At 50.7% G+C, this 679-nt stretch carries 1 protein-coding gene; it reads left to right on the top strand.

Annotated elements, in window-relative coordinates:
* Nucleotides 1–679: thiolase family protein (locus A3751_RS00970; RefSeq protein WP_156492153.1), on the top strand; the 679-nt coding region annotated here is incomplete at both ends.

Genomic DNA, 679 nt, shown 5'->3' on the forward strand with positions numbered 1-679 from the left:
GACGAAAACAGTCAGGAAGACGGTCTTACACGAGAAGCGATGGACGAGTACACCTTACGCTCTCTTGAGCGAGCCCAAGCAGCAACCAATGAAGGCTGGTTTAAAGAAGAGATCACGCCATTCAGCGTTAAATCACGCAAAGGTGAAGTCATCTTTGATAAAGATGAGCTTCCTGGACAAGCTCGTCCTGAGAAGATTCCTTCACTACGCCCTGCTTTCGATAAAGACGGTGTTGTTACAGCCGCCAACTCTTCAGCCATCTCTGACGGCGCGGCAGCGGTTGTTCTTTGCTCTGGCAAGGTCGCAAAAGAGAAAGGCCTTAGCCCTCTGGCAGTCATTCGTGCGACCGCATCGCATGCGGAAGCGCCTGCGAAATTCACGCACGCTCCTTGTGGTGCTATGGAGAAGGTACTAAAGAAAACAGGCTGGAGCTCATCAGATGTTGACTTGTTTGAAGTTAACGAAGCATTTGCAATGGTAGCCATGACGGCGATGAACGCACACGACATTCCTGCAGAAAAAATCAACATTCATGGCGGTGCAGTAGCACTGGGCCATCCTGTTGGCGCATCTGGTGCGCGTATTATCGCGACCCTGATCTACGCTCTTAAGAAAGAAGGAAAAACCAAAGGTTTGGCTAGCTTGTGTATCGGTGGCGGTGAAGCGACAGCTGTTACAC

This window comes from Oleiphilus sp. HI0080 (genome assembly GCF_001635135.1).